This is a genomic window from Pseudomonas sp. FP2254 (genome assembly GCF_030687695.1).
GTDB lineage: Bacteria > Pseudomonadota > Gammaproteobacteria > Pseudomonadales > Pseudomonadaceae > Aquipseudomonas > Aquipseudomonas quebecensis.
The window spans coordinates 87,713-106,078 of record NZ_CP117444.1; the positions used below are offsets into that span (position 1 = coordinate 87,713).

Sequence of the window (18,366 nt, forward strand, 5' to 3'; positions counted from 1 at the left end):
TTAGAGCGGCAGCGCCATGTAGAACTGAGTGCCCTGCCCCGGTCGCGAATACACGCCCATGCGGCCACCGTGCAATTGCACAATCTCCTTGCATAGCGCCAACCCCAGTCCGGCGCCGCCTTTTTTGCGGCCCACTTGCACAAAGGGCTCGAAGATGCGGCCTTGCTGCCCATAGGCAATGCCTTCGCCATTGTCTTCGACGCTGATAATCACCCGCTCGCCATGACGGCGTGCCTGCAGGCGAATCTGGCCTCCGTCGGCCGTATGGCGCAGGGCGTTGGCCAACAGGTTGTCGAGCACCCGCTCCAATTGCGCCCGGTCGGCGTACAGTCGTGGCAGGTCGGGCTGCGCTTCTATGAGCAGTTCGATGTGCTGCACGTTGGCCTGCTCAATGAAGCGCCCGCGGGCATGTTCCAGCAGGTCGGGAATCTCGCAGGGGCCGAGGGTGAGTTTCTGCAGGCCGTTCTGGTAGCGCGAGAAGTTGAGCAGGTCGTTGATCAATTGCATCAAGCGCTGCATTTCTTCGTTTACCGTATCCAGCAGGTCCGCTTCACGGGACTCGGCGGGGAATTTGGCGCGCTCGCGAAACAGCCCGAACGCCATGTGCATGCCGGTCACGGGGGTGCGCAGCTCATGGGAGGCGCGCAGCACAAACTCACTGCGCACACGTTCGAAGGCGCGTTGCTCGGTCACGTCGTGCATGACCATTACCGCGCCAAGGATGTGGCCCTGAGTGTGGCTCACCGGCGTCAGGCTGTAGGTCAGCAGGCGCAGCTCACCCTCGACTTCCACTTCAAGATCTTCGGGCGCGCGCTCAAGGTTGCCGCCGCGCAGCACCAGGTGCAGCTGTTCATCCAGCTCCGGACGCGACAGCGCTTCTCCCAGGCCCTGGCCGAGGCGTTCTTCGTCCCAACCCAGCTGGCGTTGGGCAACCGGGTTGAGGTGTTCCAGGCGCCCTTGGCGGTCAATCATCAACAGGCCATCATCAATGCTGTCGAGCACCGCCTGCAGGCGCTGCTGGCCGGCCAACAATTCGTCCACATTGGTGGCTTGGTGCTGGCGCAATGCCTCGGCCATGATCCCGAAGCGCCGGGTCAACTGGTTCATTTCCGCCGCTGACGAGATCGGCAGTGTGACTTCGAAATCACCCTGGCCGATTTTATCGGCAGCCTTGGCCAGCGCTTCGATGGGGCCGCCGAAGCGCCGTGCGATTCCGTGCGCAGTCACGAAACCGATGATCAGCACCGCAAGGCCCACCAGGCCCATCAGTCCAGCGATCAGCAGCGCGCGGTCGCGGGATTTGCGCTCGCTGGTATTGATGGCTTCCAGCGCGCGCTTGTGCTCGGCGATCAAACCGTTGCGCAGCACGTTGAATGTCTGGGTGAGCTTGTCGTTATTGCCGCTGATCAGCGAGGCCGGTTGGGATTCGTCGAAGGCCTTGAGGAAATTCAGGTAGTCGCTGCGCGCCTGGCTGAATCCGCTGGTCATGCCGTCCTGCCGCTCATGGGCGATGCCTTCGTCCAACAGTTCGAAATACTGCTGCTTGGAGATCTCCAGGGCTTTTGGATTGGGGCGTTCGTCGAGCATCAGGATCAACTGGTCGCCCAGGCTCTGGCGCAGCTTCAGGCCCAGTTCCAGGGTGACGAAATTGCTGCGGATCAGTGACTCCTGGGTCTTGGCCATCTGCATGACGCTGACCAGGCCCAGGATCAATCCAAGCAGGGCGACGGTGATCAGCGCCGAGATACTCAAGAACAGCCGAGTCCGCAGCTTCATCGCTAACTTCATAAGGTACAGCTCACAGGTTGTACTGTTTTCGTTTGCGGTACAGCGTCGACGCGTCAATGCCGAGGGTGCGGGCCGCCTGATCGAGCGTGTCGCTGGTGGCCAGTACGGCGCCGATGTGGGCTTTTTCCAGCTCATCCAGGCTCAGCGCGGCACCGATGCGCGGAGCGTTGTTGGTCGGTTGCTCGGCCATCCCCAAGTGGCTGATTTCAACCTTTTCCTGCGGGCAAATAATGCTCGCGCGCTCCACCACGTTGCGCAACTCGCGGATATTACCCGGCCAGCGGTAGTTGAGCAGCGCTTCACGTGCCTGGTCGCTGAACCCCCGCGCGGGCCGTGCGTATTCCTTGACGAAGCGGGCCAGGAAGCGGTCGGCGAGAGTCAGAATGTCTTCACTGCGCTCCCGCAGCGGCGGCAGGTGGAGGGTGATGACATTGAGACGGTACAGCAAGTCTTCCCGAAAGCGGCCGTCGCGCACCATGTCTTCCAGGTTCAGGTTAGTGGCGGCGAGGATGCGCACATCGGCGCGCCGGGTCACCGGATCGCCCACGCGCTCGTACTCCTTATCCTGGATGAAGCGCAGGAGTTTAGGCTGCAACGTGAGGGGAAAGTCGCCAATCTCGTCAAGAAACAACGTACCGCCGTCGGCCTGGTTGACCCGGCCCAGGGTGCTTTCGCTGGCGCCGGTAAACGCGCCGCGGCTATGGCCGAACAGTTCGCTTTCCATCAATTCGGCGGTCAGCGAAGGGCAGTTGATGGTCACGCAGGACTTCTTCGAGCGTTTGCTCCAGCCGTGGATGGCCCGCGCCAGTTCACCTTTACCGGTGCCCGACTCGCCGAGGATCAGGATGTTGGCGTCTGTGCCGGCCACTTGGCGCGCGGTTTCCAGCACCACCATCATCGCCGGGCTATGGGAGTCGAGGCCGTCCTTGGGCTGGCGCACGGCGCCTTCCAGCGCTTCCAGGCGAGCCGAGAGTTGGCGCACCTCCAATTGCTTGGCCGTAGCCAGACGCAGTTGGTCCGGGCTGCAGGGCTTGACCAGATAGTCAGCGGCGCCGGCCTGGATGGCATCCACAGCGGTGTCCACGGCAGAGTGCGCCGTCACGATCACCACGCGCATCCATGGCGCCTGTATGCGCATCTGGGCCAGTACATCCAGGCCATTGTCTTCGCCCAGGCGCAGATCCAGGAAGCACAGGTCGAACACTTGGCGTTGCATCAGCGCGTCGGCTTGGGCGGCGCTGTTAGCGGTGGCGACGGTGTAGCCTTCATCTTCCAGGCAATAACGGAAGGTGCGGAGGATCGCGGACTCGTCATCCACTAAAAGAATGCGGCCTTGAAGTTCCTTGGCTGATTCCATCTGTCCCGCGCTCCTTAACTGATAAATGATGGTGTTTAGTCCCGGAATAATCGGGCAAGTTGCATGGTTTATTCTGATCGATAAACGGCGACGTCGTGCAGGTATCTGCGCATCTTCTTACAACGGGCGAGATCAGCCTGGGTTTTCCCGCCTTGCGCTCAATTGGGCATCAACGGCCCCGCTTTCTATCCGTTGATCCGACCGCTGACCATCGTGCATTTCGCACGGCCCATAGGGGGGCATCGTGCAGGATGCTGGCCTTGTCATCGAGCATGAATCTATAAACTGCTGATTTTAAAAGGTTTTATTTTGTTAAAAACCTGGCATGGGCTCTGCAATATCCCCTCACAAGAGCGTCATGAATGAATAATCAGAATGCGGGAGAACAGCAGCATGACTCGCCAAACCCTCAGCCAATTGCGTGTATCGCCACTGCGCTTGCAGCAAGGTCTGTTTGCCAGCCTGGCCCTGATGGTCACGTTGATTGCAGGCCAGCAGATTCAGCATTGGCAGGAGAGTCAGCAGCAAGCCCAAGTATTCGAGCGTCCGGCCATGATGCAGACCCATTTCAGTTCGATGCAGGGCCGTCCCGTTGCCAGTGTTACGGGTGAGGTCAGCGTCAAGCAATTGCGAGTGGCTGATCAGGATTCAACCCTGGATCAGCTGCCAGCCCAGGAACGGTGGGTTTTCTAAGCAAAACAAGCGGTCGTCCGCACCGGGCGTCCGTACGGCATGACCGCTGTAACCCCTAATAGAAGCGTAAGGAGAATCACCATGTTGAGTTGGGCAATCACATTTCTGATCATCGCCATTGTTGCTGCAGTGCTGGGCTTCGGTGGTATCGCGGGCACCGCAACCGGTATCGCCAAGATCCTGTTTGTCGTCTTCCTGGTGATGTTCATTGCTTCGTTCTTCTTTGGTCGTCGCGGCCGAGGCTGAATATGAGCACTTTGTCTCTCAAAGCCATTGTTGCCGCCCTGTTGCTGGGCGGCAGCGGTCTGGCGATGGCCGCCAATGATGGCCAGACGCGGGCCAACGAATTGCTCAGCGCGGATCCGCAATACCGTGAAACCTGGCAAGGCGTGGTGAAGAAAGAAGAGCGCTTGCCGGAATGGGTAATGAACCTGACCGGTACGGCTGAACAGATGAACGCCGTTGAAGAAGATGGCGATAAGTACTTGGTCGGGCCGCTCTGCGAAACCGCTGACACCTGCCTGAACAAGCGCTTGATCGTTGCTTTCAGCTTCGACAAGGAAGACGCCTACGCCATGTTGGTGGAAGTGCCTGCCGGCCTGCCGGCGGACAAATCCCCTACGCGGCATGCCGATTACCGTTTTATCGGTAAGCCGGACGAAGGCATGCAAAAACTGCTGATGGAACAGCTTAAGAAAGATCCGAATTGGTACTAGGTTTCGCCTGCGGCGCTGCCGCAGTCGGAGCCGGCGTCCATAGAAAGAAGCCCCTCGCTTCTTTCTAGCTGTACGGTTCGACAAGAGCCGTGCATGACCAGGGGGCCGGGTCGCTCTGATCGATTGGGATCGGCGTGACCTACGGGTACAGGGTGTGCCTGCGCAAGGGCCGGGTCAGGTGAAAAGCTGCGACGCAAGTTCACAAGTCATCGACTTGCTGAACTTGCGGCGGGCTTACAGCGTCCTGCGTGCCTTATGCCGCCCATAGCCGCTTATTTTGGTTTTGCTCGCTCTCAACCATTACTGAGTGTGTCGCGTTGACCATCTATCGAGAAAGTTTTGCCGGGTGTATAGGACATTTCCGACACCAGACAGCTGAATTCCCAGGCATTTGTGCCGACCGATCCAACCCCTCCTTCATCCCTGCATAAGCCTGGTTTGGCCGTTTTACGGCATATTCAACGGGCAATATGTCGCATTTGAACTGACCGTTCGGACAGTTATCATTGCAAAAAGCCATGCCGATTCGGCATAGGGTAGGCGTTTACGGCATTAGACGTCGCCCCCTTGCATGGGAATAGTTGCGCCTTTTTTCGCCTGCCAATAAGCCATTTCGGCCATCGGGCGGCGACCTTCCATGGAGGCGGATGCTCACACTTTTTCGCTCTCGAGCGTTCCAGCTGGCGCATTTGCCTTAAGTCCACTTGAAGTAAGGGTAATGACATGAAGAAGGCAAAGCTAAGCCTCGCCTGGCAGATCCTCATCGGTTTGGTACTGGGGATCGCAATCGGCGCAGTGCTCAACCATTTCAGTGCCGAAAAGGCCTGGTGGATCAGCAATGTGCTGCAGCCGGCGGGCGATATCTTTATCCGCCTGATCAAGATGATCGTGATCCCGATTGTGATTTCCTCGCTGATCGTCGGCATTGCCGGTGTCGGCGATGCGAAGAAACTCGGTCGCATCGGCGTCAAAACCATCCTTTACTTCGAAGTGGTCACCACCATCGCCATCGTGGTCGGCCTGTTGCTGGCCAACCTGTTCCATCCCGGTGCCGGGATCGACATGAGTACCCTGGGTACCGTGGACATTTCCAAGTACCAGGCGACTGCCGCCGAGGTGCAGCACGAGCATGCGTTTATCCAGACCATCCTCAACCTGATCCCCTCCAACATTTTCGCCGCCGTCGCCCGTGGTGAAATGCTGCCGATCATCTTCTTCTCCGTGCTGTTCGGCCTGGGCCTGTCGAGCCTCAAGCCAGAACTGCGCGAGCCGCTGGTCACGATGTTCCAGGGCGTGTCCGAGAGCATGTTCAAAGTCACCCACATGATCATGAAGTACGCGCCGATCGGTGTATTCGCCCTGATCGCCGTGACCGTGGCCAACTTCGGGTTCGCCTCGCTGCTGCCGCTGGCCAAGCTGGTGATTCTGGTTTATGTCGCCATTCTGTTCTTCGCCTTCGTGGTCCTGGGCCTGATCGCGCGCCTGTTCGGCTTCTCGGTGATCAAGCTGATGCGCATCTTCAAGGATGAGCTGGTGCTCGCCTACTCCACCGCCAGTTCCGAAACGGTGTTGCCACGCGTGATCGAGAAGATGGAAGCCTACGGCGCGCCGAAGGCGATCTGCAGCTTTGTAGTGCCGACCGGGTACTCGTTCAACCTCGACGGTTCGACCTTGTATCAGAGCATCGCCGCGATCTTCATCGCCCAGCTGTATGGCATCGACCTGTCGATCGGTCAGCAACTGATGCTGGTACTGACCCTGATGGTCACCTCCAAAGGCATCGCCGGCGTACCGGGTGTGTCCTTCGTGGTGCTGCTGGCCACCCTGGGCAGCGTGGGCATTCCGCTCGAAGGCCTGGCGTTCATTGCCGGTGTCGACCGTGTGATGGACATGGCGCGTACCGCCCTGAACGTGATCGGCAACGCCCTGGCGGTACTGGTGATTTCCCGTTGGGAAGGCATGTACGACGATGCCAAGGGCGAGCGCTACTGGAACTCGCTGCCGCACTGGCGCAGTAAGCCGGCGATGCCGACTGCTCAGGCCACTCGCGGTTGATCGCACGCTGGCACTGACCCTAACCCCGGAGAAATCCGGGGTTTGTCGTTTCTGCCAGCCCCGCTATCATTCGCCCCATCATTCGAGGGGATTCAACTGATGCTCAATGGCCTGTGGCTTGGCTTCTTTGTCGTGGCAATGGTCTCAGCCTTGGCGCAATGGCTGGTGGGCGGTAACGCCGGGATTTTCGCGGCGATGGTGGAAAGCATTTTCGCCATGGCCAAATTGTCGGTGGAAGTGATGGTGCTGCTGTTCGGCACCCTGACCTTATGGCTGGGCTTTTTGCGCATCGCCGAGAAAGCCGGGATCGTCGATTGGCTGGCCAAGGCACTGGGCCCCTTGTTCCGTCGCCTGATGCCGGAAGTGCCGGCCGGCCACCCTGCCATCGGCCTGATCACCCTCAACTTCGCCGCCAATGGTCTGGGCCTGGACAACGCCGCCACCCCCATCGGCCTCAAAGCCATGAAGGCGCTGCAGGAACTCAACCCGCTGCCGACCACGGCGAGCAATGCGCAGATCCTGTTCCTGGTGCTCAACGCCTCGTCGTTGACGCTGCTGCCGGTGACCATCTTCATGTATCGCGCCCAGCAGGGTGCCGCCGACCCGACGCTGGTGTTCCTGCCGATCCTGCTGGCGACCAGCGCGTCGACACTGGTGGGCCTGCTGTCGGTCGCCATCATGCAGCGCCTGCGGTTGTGGGACCCTGTGGTGCTGGCCTATCTGATACCCGGCGCGCTGGTGCTGGGCGGCTTCATGGCGTTACTGGCGACCCTGTCCGCCACGGCGCTGGCCGGGTTGTCGTCGATTCTCGGCAACCTGACCCTCTTCGGTCTGATCATGTTGTTCCTGCTGGTCGGCGCGTTGCGCAAGGTGAAGGTGTACGAGGCATTTGTCGAAGGCGCTAAAGAAGGCTTCGACGTCGCCAAAAACCTGCTGCCGTACCTGGTGGCAATGCTATGTGCGGTGGGCGTGTTACGTGCCTCCGGCGCGCTGGATTTCGGCCTTGAAGGTATTCGCCATGTGGTGGCGTGGACGGGCATGGACACGCGCTTTGTCGATGCTTTGCCGACCGCCATGGTCAAGCCGTTCTCCGGCAGTGCCGCACGGGCGATGCTGATCGAAACCATGCAGACGCAGGGCGTGGACAGTTTTCCGGCACTGGTGGCCGCGACGATTCAGGGCAGTACCGAAACCACCTTCTACGTGTTGGCGGTGTACTTCGGCTCGGTGGGCATCCAGCGCGCGCGGCATGCGGTGGGTTGTGCATTGCTGGCTGAGTTTGCTGGCGTCGTGGCGGCTATTTCGGTGTGCTACTGGTTCTTTGGCTGAGGCTTAGATAGCTATAGGGGGCAAGCCCCTCCCATCTATTGGCCTGTGAATACATTCAAATGTGGGAGGGGGCTTGCCCCCGATGAGGCCCTCAGCGTTTCACACCCATGTTGCCCTGTGCCACCACCCAATCCACCACCTGCTTATTCAGCTGATCCCCAGCCTGACCAAAAGCAGCCACCACCGCCGGCACCTGGGTATCGCTCACCGGCTGGCGCACTTCAAAGCGCCGACTGGCAATAATCCGTTGATCGTTCCCTCGCACCAGTCGCGCGTCGAGGCGGATCACTACGTCCACCGCGCGGCCTCGATACTCACTCTGAAACGCCTGCAACTGCCCGCCAAGCTCATAGTCGGCCTGCAGGTTGGTGTCGTCGGTGCTGAGCAGCGTTACCCGACCATCGCGCTGGAAGCCGTCGAGCAGGCGATTGCGCAACAGCACGGGAGTCGGATCGCTCCAGCGCGCGTTTGCATAGCTGCTGATCAGGTCGCCATTGGGCACCACGGCAATGCGTGGGCTGTCGAGAAATTCGCTGGTTTGCGGCTTGGTCACGCGCAGCGACCAACTCACCGGTGTGCCTTGGGCCGTGGCTTGGGCCGACGCCAGACGGTACACGTCGGACGGGTCGGCCTTGGGCAGGATCGAACACGCGCTGATCAGCGCCAGGGCCATAGGGGCGATCAGTTGATATGCACGCTTCATGGCGTGAACTCCTTGTTCTTGTCACTGCCCAGCAGGTAGCCGCTGGGGTTGGCTTCCAGGCGGCGGGAGATGGCGCGCAGCGAACCGAGGGTTTCGCGCAGTTCGCGCACGGCCGGCGCCAGTTCGTTGAGCCCTTGCATGCCGCTGTTAACCGAATCCTTGTTGTTGGTCAGCAAGGTATTGATGGTGGCAGTGCTTTGCTCAAGGGACTTCATGGCCTGTTCGGCGCTGCCGAAGGCCTGCTTGCCCTGCTCGTTCAGCAGGCCATTGGCATTGCGCATCAGCACGGTCGTCTGCTCCAGCGCAGCCGTAGCCTGTTTGCTGACCTGCAACAGTTGCTGCATCACCACTTTGATATCGCCACGCTGATCGGCGATGGCGCCTGTGGTTTGCTCCAAATGCGCCAGGGTGTTGCTCAGGTGCTCGACGTTTTGCGCAGAGAACATGCTGTTGGCGTTGTGCAGCAGCACATTAATGCTGGTCATCAGGTCATTGCTGTTATTGAGCAGGCGCGCGATGGGCGAAGGCGAGGCGATGATTTCCGGCAGATTGCCATTCTTACCCTTGAGTTCGGGGCTTTGTGGCGTGCCGCCGCTGAGCTGGATGATCGAGGTACCGGTGATGCCGGTCAGCGCGAGCTTGGCCTGAGTGTCTTCCTTGATCGGCGTCTGCCCGGCCAGGCGAATGCGGGCGAGGACGCGCCGCGGGTCTTTGGGGTCCAGGCGCAGGCTGATCACGTCACCCACCTTGATGCCGCTGTATTGCACCGCGCTGCCCTGTGACAGACCGCTGACCGCTTCGTTGAAGACCACTTCGTAGTCCTGGAACGCGCTGTCGACGCTGGACTTGGCCAGCCACAGGCCAAACAGCATGGCGCCGACCACCACGATCACGCTGAACAGTCCGATCATCACATGATGGGCTCGGGTTTCCATGTCATACCTCGTTGAGCGATTGAGCGGCATCCAATGCCGCGCGGCCACGGGGGCCGTGGAAATATTCGTGAATCCACGCGTCGTCCGTTTCCGAGACGACATCGATGGCATCGGCCACCAGCACTTTTTTCCGGGCCAGCACCGCCACGCGGTCGGTGATGGTGTACAGCGTGTCCAGGTCGTGGGTCACCAGGAACACACTCAAGCCCAACGCGTCGCGCAGGGTCAGGATCAGTTGGTCAAATTGCGCCGCGCCGATCGGGTCGAGGCCGGCGGTGGGCTCATCCAGAAACAGGATGTCCGGATCCAGCGCCAAGGCGCGGGCCAGGGCGGCGCGCTTGATCATGCCGCCGGACAGCGACGCCGGGTACTTGTCGGCCGCCGACAGCGGAAGCCCGGCCAGCGCCAGCTTCACCGCGGCCAAATGCTCGGCATCGGCACGGCTGAGGCCCGCGTGCTCGATCAACGGCAGCGCGACGTTTTCGGTCACCGTCAGCGAGGAAAACAGCGCGCCCTTCTGGAACAACACACCAAAGCGCCGTTCCACCAGGGAACGCTCCTGTTCCGGCAGGTTTGGCAGGTTCTTGCCGAACACCCGCACTTCACCCTCGCTTGGCCGGCGCAGGCCGACGATGCTGCGCAGCAGCACTGATTTACCGCTGCCGGAACCGCCGACCACGGCGAGTATTTCGCCCTTGTACAAGTCCAGGTCGAGGTTTTCATGCACGCTTTGGCTGCCAAAGCGATTGCACAGGCCGCGCACTTCAATCACCGCCTCGGCGGGTGTTCGGTGTAGACGGCTCACCAGCTCATCTCCATGAAGAACAGCGCCGCGACCGCATCCAGCACGATCACTACAAAGATCGATTGCACCACGCTGGAAGTGGTGTGCGCACCGACCGACTCGGCGCTGCCGCTGACCTTGAACCCTTCCAGGCAGCCAATGGCGGCGATCAGGAAGGCGAACACCGGCGCTTTCACCATGCCCACCAGAAAGTGTTGAACGCCAATGTCCGATTGCAGCAGCGAGAGAAACATCGCCGGCGAAATATCCAGTGCCACGGCGCACACCACGCCGCCGCCGATAATCCCCGAGAGCATCGCCAGGAACGTCAGCATCGGCAGCGCCACCAGCAGCGCCAGCACGCGGGGCAGTACCAGCAGCTCCATCGGGTCCAGGCCCAGGGTGCGGATGGCGTCGATTTCTTCATTGGCTTTCATCGAACCGATTTGCGCGGTAAACGCACTGGCGGTGCGGCCGGCGATCAGGATCGCGGTCAGCAACACGCCGAATTCCCGTAGGAAAGAGAACGCCACCAGGTCCACGGTAAAAATTGTCGCGCCGAAGCTTTTAAGCACGGTGGCGCCGAGAAAGGCCACCACGGCGCCTACCAGGAACGTGAGCAAGGCCACGATGGGCGCGGCGTCCAGGCCAACCTGTTCAAGGTGAGCGACCATCGGGGTCAGGCGCCAGCGTTTGGGGCGCAACAGGCCGCGGGCCAGGGTTTCGAGGATCAGGCCGATAAAGCCGAGCAGTTGCTTGCTGTCCTGCCACACCTTGTCCACGGCCGCGCCGATACGCGCCAGCACCTGAATACCGGTGGCTTCTTCGGGCGCTTTGTCCGGCACGCAGAAGTCGTTGAGGGAGCGATACACCGTTTTAAGGAGTGCGCGGTCGGCGGCGGACAGGCTGCAATCGGTCTGCTCGGCGGATTGCTCGATGCGAGTCGGCCCCAGCAGTTCCACCAGCAGCGACGCGCCGGCGGTGTCCAGGGCACCGAGCCCGTTGAGGTCGATACGCGCGCCGGCATCGTATTGGCCGTCGAGTTTGTCCGACAGCTTCTTCAGGCTCGCATAGTGGGCAAGCGTCCAGTCCCCCGTAATCCTGAGCAACGGAGGGGTGGTGGACGTATCGAGATGGGCGGCGCCGGCCGTGATGCGGGTGGTCATAAGCTGCGAGCGTGTCTGTTTTCACAAAGCCCTACGTAATAGCACGAAGCTGCCTACTGTGGGTTGTCCGTTTGTGCTGTGTCGGTGACTTTAAAGCGCAGCACGCCGATAACCTGTCCATCCTCGGTCAATACCTGGACCTGCCAGCGCCCTGCCGAGTCCCCCGGGAAGTTCTGCTTGTGGGTCCAGGCACGGTAGCCTTCCTTGCGCCCGCCATGAATGTCCAGGGCAATGCGGTCTACTTCCTTACCGTTGAATTTCCACACGTGGTAGATGCGCTCATCCAACCCGCGCGGCGCGTTAATCGCGGTATAAGCGTACAACCCGCCGCTGCGCAGTTGTGCGGCGGAGACTTCCTTGAGGTCATGCCCTGGCGTACGGTCCTGCAGCTGGGTACTGATGGCCACCTCTGTCATCCACAGGGTGGCCGGCGGCACCCAGCTGCGCAGGAACCAGCCGGCACAACCAATGGCCGCAGTAACACCCAGCAACATGGCCCAACCTTTAAGACTGCGCAGCGGCATGCTCACCGCCAGGCTTGGAATTGATAGCGCCATGGCCACGCCAAGGGCGAGTTTGTAGCTCTCGGCGGTGGTCAGGTGCAGGATGATCGGCAGCGCAGTGAGCAGCGCGGCGAACAGGGTCAGGGTGTGCAGGGCCAGGAACAGTGAACGCTTGGGCGCCAGCCATTTGTAGTACAACGGGTCGATGATCGACACCAGCGCTGCCGCGCCGAGCAGCCCTGTGAACACCGATTGGCCGCTGTTCCACGCGGTGGTGACGAAGAAGAACGGCAGTACGAAAAACAGGCTTTCCTGGTGGATCATCTGGGTCGCGTAGCGCAGCAGGGGCTCGGGGATCTCGCGCTTGAAGAGTTTGGTGAACAGTTGGGTAAAACTGTTCTCGAGCATCAGCCAGAGCCAGCTCACCAGCATGATCACGGCGATCCAGCTGGCCATCCCCTGCTGACGGTCCACCAGAATGAAGCTGCCTACCCCCGAGATGAAGCCGCCGAGTGCAATCACCCCTGGGTAGCGCTTCATCAGTTCGAGGATGCGCTGGATATAGTGGGTCAGGTTGGGCATTCGGCGGTTCGCACTGTGTAGGAGAAATCTTAGACAGAATAGCGTCTTAGGCTGCTGTTCGGTGCCTCATTACTCAACCCGTTTGCGATAACGGCGCACGCCCACCCAGCCGATCACCATCAGTGCCAGCAGGCCTGCGCCGCTCCAACTGAGGGTGTCGTAACTGAACAGCGGCTTTTCGATGCGCCAGTAGCCCGGTTGCTTGAGAAGCTCGCGCAAGGCCTGGTTTGCCTGGTCCAGCTTGATGGCCTTGATGCGCTTGGCGGGGTCGCTGAAATGGCCATTGTCGTAGTCGCCTGCGGCACTCCAGTAGTAGTCGGCCAGTGCGCTGTTGCCCTGCACGGCCCAGGCTTGTCGGGCGATGGCCGCTTGTTGCAGGCGTGTAAAGGTGGCCGGGTCCAGGCCGTCCTTGAGCAGTTGCGCCTTGAGGTCGTGCAGCACCTGTTCGGCTTCGTCGAGGTTTTCGCGCTCAAGATCGGCATTCAGGCTCAGAAAGCCGACGCCTCCGAGCACTTCGCGCTCGGCCCAGGGGCCGTAGGACAACCCATGCCTGAGGCGCAACTGGCGGTACAGCGCCCAGTCCAGGTAGTCCTTGAGCAGGTCATAGGTTTCATCATGTTGGTCGTCCAGTACCGGTTCCGGCAGCAGCCAGTGCAATTTGGCGCTGTTGCCCACCCAACCGTGGATCAGTTCGCGATGACTGGCGGCCGTTTGCTGGATCTGCGGCAGCGGCAAATGTTCGCTGGGCTCGACCGGCGTCAGTTGCCCGTAGGTGCGCTCGAGATAGGCCGGCAGCAGTTTATCGAGGTCGCCGACGATGATCAGCGTCATGTTATTGGGCGCGTACCAGTCCTTGCGTAGCGTTTGCAATTGATCGCGGGTCAGGTGATTGACCTCGGCACGTTCGGCGCATTTGAGCCCCAGTTCGACGGCCAGCTGGTTGCTGGCGGTGTGGCCCAGATCCTGGCGATCAAGCAGGCGTTGCAGCCGTGAGTAATGGCCGCCGTCCTCACGCTCCACCACCTGTTTGGCTGCATTGATGTGGGCGTCGGTCAGCTCGGTGCGGGTGAGGATCGCCAGCAGCAGGTCCAGCACTTTGCGCTGGTTGTACGCGGGGGCCTCGATCACGAAGGTGGTGTCCGCATTACTGGTGTAGGCGTTCCATTCGCCGCCCAGGGCCTGCATGCGCTCTTCTAGGTCGCCCTCGCCGCCGCCATCGATGCCGCTGAACAGCAAGTGCTCGAACAGATGGGGCAGCTCTTTGTCTTCGCACGGGAAGTCATCCAAGCCCACGCCGACCACCAGGCGAATAGCCACATGCCCGCGCTCGGTGCCGGGTTTGAGCAGCAATTGCAGGCCGTTGGGCAAGGTGTAGCCCTCGACTTGCAAGCGGTCAAAGGCAAAGGCATGAGCGGCGCCCAACAGCAGGCAGACGAATAACAGGCGACGCATAACTGGCTTCCTGGCGAGTGAGGTCAGTTGTAACTGACTTCACGGGCCATCTTACGTTCAGGGGGAATGCGTGATGTCGGCAATATCTTCGGCCGAGAGTGCGCCGGTGTCGGACGTTTCCAATACGACATAGGCACTGCTGCAAAACAACGAGTTCAGACGCTTCATGTCGGCAATCAGCTCAAGGTGCAGGGAACTGGTTTCCAGGCTTTGTACGATCTTGCGCTGCAGACGGCTTACATGGGCGTGGGCCAGGCGCCGCTCCTGCGCGCGGAAGCGGCGTTTCTCGCGCAGCAACTGGCGGGCACTTTCCGGGTCGGCGCTCAGAAACACCGACAGGCCCAGGCGCAGGTTGGCGATCAACTGGCTGTGCAGGTCGGTGAGTTCTTCCAGGCCCACCTCCGAGAATTGTCGGCGCTGGGACGTTTTCTGCTGCTGGACCTTGCGCAGCATGCGTTCGATCAAGTCGCCGGCCAGCTTCAGGTTGATCGACAGTTCAATGATTTCGGCCCAGCGGCGGCTGTCTTGTTCGCTGAGGTCTTCACGCGGCATTTGCGCCAGATAAAGCTTTATGGCGCTGTAGAGCGCTTCAACGTCATCGCTGAGGCTGCGCATTTCCTGGGTGATGGCCGTCTGTTTGCCGCGCAGCACTTCCTGCATGGCGGTGAGCATATTGTCGATCAGGTCGCCCAGGCGCAGGGTTTCTCGCGCGGCGTTGGCTAGCGCCAAGCTAGGGGTGGTGAGGGCGGTAGGGTCCAGATGCCGTGGTTTGGCTTTGCCGTTGACCTCTTCACGCTCGGGCAGCAACCAGGCACACAGGCGCGCCATGGGGCCGATGGTCGGCAGCAGGATCAGGCAGCGGCTGACGTTGTAGAGCAGATGAAAGGTGATGACCATGCCCTGGGCGCTGTAGTCCAGGTTATCCATCCAGCGTACGAGCGGGTCGAGCACCGGGATGATCAGCAACAGGCCGATCAGTTTGTACAGCAGGCTGCCGAGTGCCACTTGGCGACCGGCTGCGTTTTGCATGCTGGTACTGAGAAACGCCAGCACGCCGCTGCCGATATTGGCGCCGATCACCAGACCGATTGCCACATGCAGGCCGATCACACCGGCACCGGCGAGGGTGGCGGTCAGCAGCACGGCGGCCAGGCTGGAGTAGGAGATCATCGCGAACAGGGCGCCGACCAAGGCATCGAGCAGGATGTCGCCGGTCAGCGAGGCAAAGATGACTTTGACGCCCTGGGCATGGGTGATTGGCCCCGCCGCTTCGACGATCAACTGCAGTGCCAGAATGATCAGCCCCAGGCCGATGCCCACCCGACCCAACTGCCCTGCGCGCGTCTGTTTGCGCGACAGGAAGAAAATCACCCCCAGGAAGATCAACAGCGGCGACAGCCAGGACAGGTCAAAGGTGAGCACCCGTGCCATCAGGGCGGTGCCCACATCGGCACCGAGCATGGTCGCCATGGCGGGCATCAGCCCCATCAGGCCCTGGCCGACGAACGACGTCACCAGCATGGCCGTGGCGTTGCTGCTCTGCACCATGGCCGTCACCAGAATGCCGGCGATAAACGCCAGCCAGCGCTTGGCCATGTTCTGACCGATGACTTGGCGCAAGTTGGAACCGTAGACCCGCAGGATGCCGGTACGGACGATGTGCGTGCCCCAGATGAGCAGGGTCACGGCGGAAAGCAGATTGAGCAAGGTCAGCATGCTCGGCCCCCCGTGTGGGTGGGCTCCAGAAGGAGCCAATGAAAAATTGCCGCGTGCCGTTCTACGTCTTGTACTTAAGCTGTAGTTGGCGAATGGGCTCGGCGCCAGGATCGCATAGCTAAAGTGGGGATTGAAACAAAACTGTCATGAAATCAGCTTTTTGCGATCAAAAAAAACGGGGCGCGAGGGCCTAATGCCAGTCAGTTAAGGAGGAACACTGTAACTGTGGCGAGCGGGCTTGCCCCGCGTTGGGCTGCGCAGCAACCCCAATAGGAGCGTCGCAGTATGCCAGGCAGCTCCGGGACTATGTTTTGGGGCTGCTGCGCAGCCCAACGCGGGGCAAGCCCGCTCGCCACAGGTGACTGATTGTCCGTTCCGTCTCTTAACTGACCGGCATTAGGCGCGAGGGCCCCGTTTTTATTCAGGCTCGGGGTTACTGACCCGGAATGTCCTTGCGCAGTTTCACCGGATCCTTCTGCTTCTTCTTCTTTGCGATCGCGGTGCGCATCTTGATGTTCACCGCTTCCACCGCCAGCGAGAATGCCATGGCGAAGTAGACGTAGCCCTTCGGTACGTGCACATCGAAAGATTCGGCGATCAGCACGGTACCCACCACCAGCAGGAACGACAGCGCGAGCATTTTCAACGACGGGTGCTTGTCGATGAATTCGCTGATCGTGCCGGCCGCCAGCATCATCACCAGTACGGCGACGACGATCGCGGCGATCATGACCGGTACATGGGACACCATGCCGACCGCAGTGATCACCGAGTCCAGGGAGAACACAATGTCGATGATCGCGATCTGGATGATGGTGTAGATGAACTTGCCACCGGCGCCCTTGGGCTCGTCCTGGGTTTCGTCTTCACCTTCCAGCGCGTGGTACATCTCCTGGGAGCTTTTCCACAGCAGGAACAGGCCACCGAAGAACAGGATCAGGTCGCGACCGGAAATGCCTTGGCCGAGGACCACGAACAGGTCGGCGGTCAATTGCATGACCCAGGTGATCGACAGCAGCAACAGGATACGCGTGACCATGGCCAGCGCCAGGCCGAAGATCCGGGTACGTGCCTGCATGTGCTTGGGCATGCGGCTGACCAGGATCGAAATCATGATGATGTTATCGATGCCCAGGACGATCTCGAGGGCCGTCAGGGTGAAGAAGGCAATCCAGATTTCCGGATTGGTCAGCCATTCCATGTGTATACCTTTGCGCGAGTGTTAAGCCGCGCCGGTAGGACCGGCGCAGCGGGTTGTACGGTTATAGAGTGCTGAACAGCGGAAAAATCCCCATCAGCAAGGCGGCGAACATTATGCACAGGCACACCAGCACTGCCCACTTCAGGGTGAAACGCTGGTGATCGCCAAATTCGATACCGGCCAGGGCCACCAACAGGTAGGTCGATGGCACCAGCGGGCTGAGCAAGTGCACCGGTTGGCCGACGATGGAGGCGCGTGCCATTTCCACGGCGGTGATGCCGTAGTGGCTGGCGGCTTCGGCGAGTACCGGTAGCACGCCATAGTAAAACGCGTCGTTGGACATGAAGAAGGTAAACGGCATGCTCACCAGCGCGGTGATGACCGCCAGGTATGGGCCCAACGCTTCAGGGATGACCGCCAGCAGGCTCTTGGACATGGCATCGACCATGCCGGTGCCCGACAGGATGCCGGTGAAGATGCCTGCGGCGAAGATCAGCCCCACCACCGCCAGTACACTGCCGGCGTGGGCGGCGACGCGGTCTTTCTGTTGTTGCAGGCACGGGTAGTTGACGATCATTGCAATGCTGAACGCCACCATGAACAGCACCGGCAGCGGCAACAGGCCTGCAATCAGCGTGCACATCAGGGCCAGGGTCAGGGCGCCGTTGAACCAGATCAGCTTCGGACGGCGAGCATCCGGGTACTGCGACACACTGATCTCGCTGTGGTCGATTTCGTCGCCTTGCAGGTGCAGTTCACCCAGGCGCGCTCGTTCGCGCTTGCCGTACATATAGGCAATCACCAGGATCGCCACCACACCGGCGGCCATGGCGGGAATCATCGGTACGAAAATATCCGACGGGTCCACATGCAGCGCACTGGCGGCGCGGGCGGTCGGGCCGCCCCAGGGCGTCATGTTCATCACGCCGCCGGCGAGAATGATCAGGCCGGCCATGATCCGCGGGCTCATGCCGATGCGCTGGTACAGCGGCAACATGGCGGCCACGCAGATCATGTAAGTGGTGGCGCCGTCACCGTCGAGGGACACCACCAGGGCCAGCACGGCAGTACCCACCGAGACTTTCAGCGGGTCGCCCTTGACCATCTTGAGGATCTTGCGCACGGCCGGATCGAACAGGCCGGAGTCGATCATCAGGGCAAAGTAGAGGATGGCGAACATCAGCATCACGCCGGTCGGCGCGAGCTTGGTGATGCCTTCAAGCATCATCGGACCGATCTTCGGTGCGAAACCGCCGAACAGCGCGAACAGGATCGGCACGATGATCAGGGCGATCAGCGCGGACAGGCGCTTGGTCATGATGAGGAACATGAACGTGATGACCATGGCAAAGCCAAGGAAAGTCAGCATAGGAATACTCCAGGCGT

Annotated in this window: 16 protein-coding genes; 5 read left to right on the forward strand and 11 right to left on the reverse strand. The window is 60.7% G+C overall.

Annotated features, from left to right (window positions below):
• Window positions 1-1,788, reverse strand: coding sequence for a KinB sensor domain-containing domain (locus PSH94_RS00430; RefSeq protein WP_305436062.1), 1,788 nt, complete (start codon window positions 1,786-1,788; stop codon window positions 1-3).
• A 10-nt stretch (window positions 1,789-1,798) separates the two neighbouring features.
• Window positions 1,799-3,145, reverse strand: a complete 1,347-nt coding sequence (gene algB / locus PSH94_RS00435; RefSeq protein WP_124384508.1) for a sigma-54-dependent response regulator transcription factor AlgB — start codon at window positions 3,143-3,145, stop codon at window positions 1,799-1,801.
• 393 nt (window positions 3,146-3,538) lie between these two features.
• On the opposite strand from algB, the gene PSH94_RS00440 reads away from it, so the two are divergent.
• The 5 genes from PSH94_RS00440 (at window position 3,539) to PSH94_RS00460 (ending at window position 7,938) form a co-directional block, all read left to right on the forward strand.
• A complete protein-coding gene (locus PSH94_RS00440) occupies window positions 3,539-3,838 on the forward strand; it encodes a hypothetical protein (protein WP_305436067.1) in 300 nt (99 codons plus the stop codon).
• Window positions 3,839-3,919: 81 nt separating this feature from the next.
• The gene (locus tag PSH94_RS00445) at window positions 3,920-4,084 is read left to right on the forward strand and encodes a DUF1328 domain-containing protein (protein ID WP_003170804.1); all 165 of its coding nucleotides are present in this window, start codon (window positions 3,920-3,922) and stop codon (window positions 4,082-4,084) included.
• Window positions 4,085-4,086: 2 nt separating this feature from the next.
• Window positions 4,087-4,554 (forward strand): inhibitor of vertebrate lysozyme family protein, encoded by a 468-nt coding sequence (locus tag PSH94_RS00450; protein ID WP_181077387.1) that lies wholly within the window; start codon window positions 4,087-4,089, stop codon window positions 4,552-4,554.
• Window positions 4,555-5,277: 723 nt separating this feature from the next.
• Entirely contained in the window at window positions 5,278-6,609 is a 1,332-nt protein-coding gene (gltP, locus tag PSH94_RS00455; protein ID WP_181077386.1) for a glutamate/aspartate:proton symporter GltP, read from the forward strand.
• A 99-nt stretch (window positions 6,610-6,708) separates the two neighbouring features.
• Entirely contained in the window at window positions 6,709-7,938 is a 1,230-nt protein-coding gene (locus PSH94_RS00460) for a nucleoside recognition domain-containing protein (protein WP_305436070.1), read from the forward strand.
• A gap of 91 nt (window positions 7,939-8,029) precedes the next feature.
• On the opposite strand, the gene lptE is transcribed toward PSH94_RS00460, so the two are convergent.
• From lptE to PSH94_RS00505, 9 genes are all read right to left on the reverse strand, one after another.
• On the reverse strand, window positions 8,030-8,641 hold the full coding sequence (gene lptE, locus PSH94_RS00465) for an LPS assembly lipoprotein LptE (RefSeq protein ID WP_305436072.1): 612 nt from the start codon (window positions 8,639-8,641) through the stop codon (window positions 8,030-8,032).
• Complete coding sequence (locus PSH94_RS00470) at window positions 8,638-9,576, reverse strand: MlaD family protein (RefSeq protein ID WP_181077381.1); 939 nt, start codon at window positions 9,574-9,576, stop codon at window positions 8,638-8,640. The genes lptE and PSH94_RS00470 overlap by 4 nt, the downstream gene beginning before the upstream one ends.
• Before the next feature lies 1 nt (window position 9,577).
• Window positions 9,578-10,381 (reverse strand): ABC transporter ATP-binding protein, encoded by an 804-nt coding sequence (locus PSH94_RS00475; protein WP_181077379.1) that lies wholly within the window; start codon window positions 10,379-10,381, stop codon window positions 9,578-9,580.
• Complete coding sequence (locus PSH94_RS00480; protein ID WP_181077377.1) at window positions 10,378-11,526, reverse strand: ABC transporter permease; 1,149 nt, start codon at window positions 11,524-11,526, stop codon at window positions 10,378-10,380. The genes PSH94_RS00475 and PSH94_RS00480 overlap by 4 nt, the downstream gene beginning before the upstream one ends.
• Window positions 11,527-11,579: 53 nt before the next feature.
• Entirely contained in the window at window positions 11,580-12,611 is a 1,032-nt protein-coding gene (locus tag PSH94_RS00485; RefSeq protein ID WP_181077375.1) for a DUF5924 family protein, read from the reverse strand.
• 69 nt (window positions 12,612-12,680) lie between these two features.
• A complete protein-coding gene (locus tag PSH94_RS00490; RefSeq protein ID WP_253509886.1) occupies window positions 12,681-14,063 on the reverse strand; it encodes a pitrilysin family protein in 1,383 nt (460 codons plus the stop codon).
• A gap of 57 nt (window positions 14,064-14,120) precedes the next feature.
• Entirely contained in the window at window positions 14,121-15,779 is a 1,659-nt protein-coding gene (locus tag PSH94_RS00495; RefSeq protein ID WP_181077372.1) for a Na/Pi cotransporter family protein, read from the reverse strand.
• Between the two features lie 433 nt (window positions 15,780-16,212).
• Window positions 16,213-16,980: a TerC family protein gene (locus PSH94_RS00500; protein WP_181081888.1), complete on the reverse strand. Its 768-nt coding sequence runs from the start codon at window positions 16,978-16,980 to the stop codon at window positions 16,213-16,215.
• Between the two features lie 61 nt (window positions 16,981-17,041).
• Window positions 17,042-18,349, reverse strand: a complete 1,308-nt coding sequence (locus PSH94_RS00505; RefSeq protein WP_034101743.1) for a CitMHS family transporter — start codon at window positions 18,347-18,349, stop codon at window positions 17,042-17,044.
• Window positions 18,350-18,366: the final 17 nt, after the last annotated feature.